Source organism: Collinsella sp. AF11-11 (assembly GCF_003465485.1).
Classification (GTDB): Bacteria; Actinomycetota; Coriobacteriia; order Coriobacteriales; family Coriobacteriaceae; genus Collinsella.
Genome location: NZ_QSAS01000036.1, coordinates 1 through 1,822 on the forward strand (window position 1 = coordinate 1; position 1,822 = coordinate 1,822).

General features: G+C 57.4%; 2 protein-coding genes. Both read right to left on the minus strand.

What is annotated here, in order from left to right:
- The coding region (locus DWV58_RS09705; RefSeq protein WP_147324174.1) for a PTS sugar transporter subunit IIC at positions 1 to 581 on the minus strand (581 nt) is incomplete at its 3' end.
- Between the two features lie 224 nt (positions 582 to 805).
- Positions 806 to 1,696 (minus strand): DMT family transporter, encoded by an 891-nt coding sequence (locus tag DWV58_RS09710; protein ID WP_233505160.1) that lies wholly within the window; start codon positions 1,694 to 1,696, stop codon positions 806 to 808.
- Positions 1,697 to 1,822: the final 126 nt, after the last annotated feature.

The following is a 1,822-nucleotide window of genomic DNA, read 5'->3' on the forward strand; positions in this document are numbered from 1 at the left end:
CCGAGCATGGCGAAGCCCATGGCCGGCAGGATGTTGGCGGCAACGCCGCAACCGTCGATGATGAAGGGCGGGATGAAGTCGAGCAGGCCCTGGATGGCGTCGGAACCCAAATAGAAGGCGCCGCCGCACAGCAGGAAGTACTCGACGCAGCCCCAGATTCCAATTCCCCAATGAACGGCGTAGATGCCTTTGAGGTTTCCCTTGAGGGCGAACTTGTCTGCCATATCGACAAACACAGGGAACAAGGCATTGGTAATGTTGCCGATCGTCAGTGCAAGGACGGCGATGGGCATGGCGAGCGCGATGGCCGTCTCGGTACCCTGACCGAGCTGAATGGCAAACGCGCAGGCGAGCACGCCGCCGACGGTTTCGTTAGGCGGCACGTAGGCGCCGATGGAGATCGAGCCCATGAACAGCAACTCCAGGCTGGCGCCAACGGCAAGGCCAGTCTGCAGGTCCCCCAGCACCAGGCCCACGAGCGGGCACAGGACGATGGGGCGGAACGCGTAGAGGGTGCCGAGCTGGTAGTCGAGACATCCAAAAGCTCCGACTAAGCCGACGAGGATTGCTTGGACAAGCATAGTTCCTCCCAATAAGGAATCTCGAACCGTCGTCACTCCCGTCGCGCGCGTTATTGATATCAATCCGGGAGTTTGACCACACGGTCCGAACCGCACCTGGCGTGCTGCTAACACCCATACCAGGCACAAATGATTTGATACCAATTATAGGTATGCAGGTTCGCCTTATTTAATACCAGTCGCTCAGCGGGGTGTTTTTTACCGTAAACGGCAGGCGCATCCCATTAGGCACGCTCTTTGTTTCGATGGCGGACAAGCGCCACCAGAAAGCCGTCGCCAAAAGCATCGGATGCCAAGTTGGCCACAATCACCAAAACGATCATCGCCGCGCCCAAGAACTCGTTCCAGCTAAAGACCTCGCCAAAGAGGAGCGCCGACCAGCAGGGAGCGAGCACGACCTCACTCATGCAAACCAAGTTGGCCGCAAACGCGTTGGTGCGCGCAATCCCCTTGGCATACAGCACACTCGCAAGGCCGCTGCAAAAAAGGCCATGCACCAGCATAAGCCCCCACTCAAAGGGTTTCACGGAGCCTAGGTCGCCGGCAAAATAGACGATCGGAAGTATCGAGATGCCGCAGGAGATGAGCGAGGACACCATGGGCGACGCATCGGGGCGAGAGTTTAAAAAGAAACACAGCCCAAAGGTGGCGCCCGAAATGACGGCAAGCAGATTTCCGAGCATGCCCTCGGCGCTCAAATCACCTAAAAAGAAAAGTCCCATACCCGTAAAAGCAACCACCACGGAGGCAATCTTCGCAGGCGAGGGCAACGTGCGAGTTGCGAGCGATTGATACACGATAACGAAAATCATCGAGGTGTACTGCAGAACGATCGCGTTGCCGACCGTCGTGAGCTGGTTGGCAAAGTTAAACGTGGTGCCCGTCACGAAGTTGCAGACGGCCACAAGGACAATAAGACGGCTGACGCGAAGGACGGGTCTGCCGACGAGCAGGATAAAGAGCGCCATAAATATTGCCGTGACGGCACCGATCAAAAGAGCTGACTGCGAATTGGCGCGAACGAGGATGCCGATAAAACTCCACAAGAGCGCCGTGCCAAATAGATACATCGCCCCGCTCACGCCATTATCGGGTGGATTGTCAGATCGAATCACGAAGCACCTCCAGCTAGCTTTCGGTAATAAAAAACGGCGACCGCAATGGGTCGCCGTTTCCCTTGGGGGCAAATAATAGGCCGGGCCCTTACGCCAGCACGCCGAAGAACGCGCCGACGATGCCCA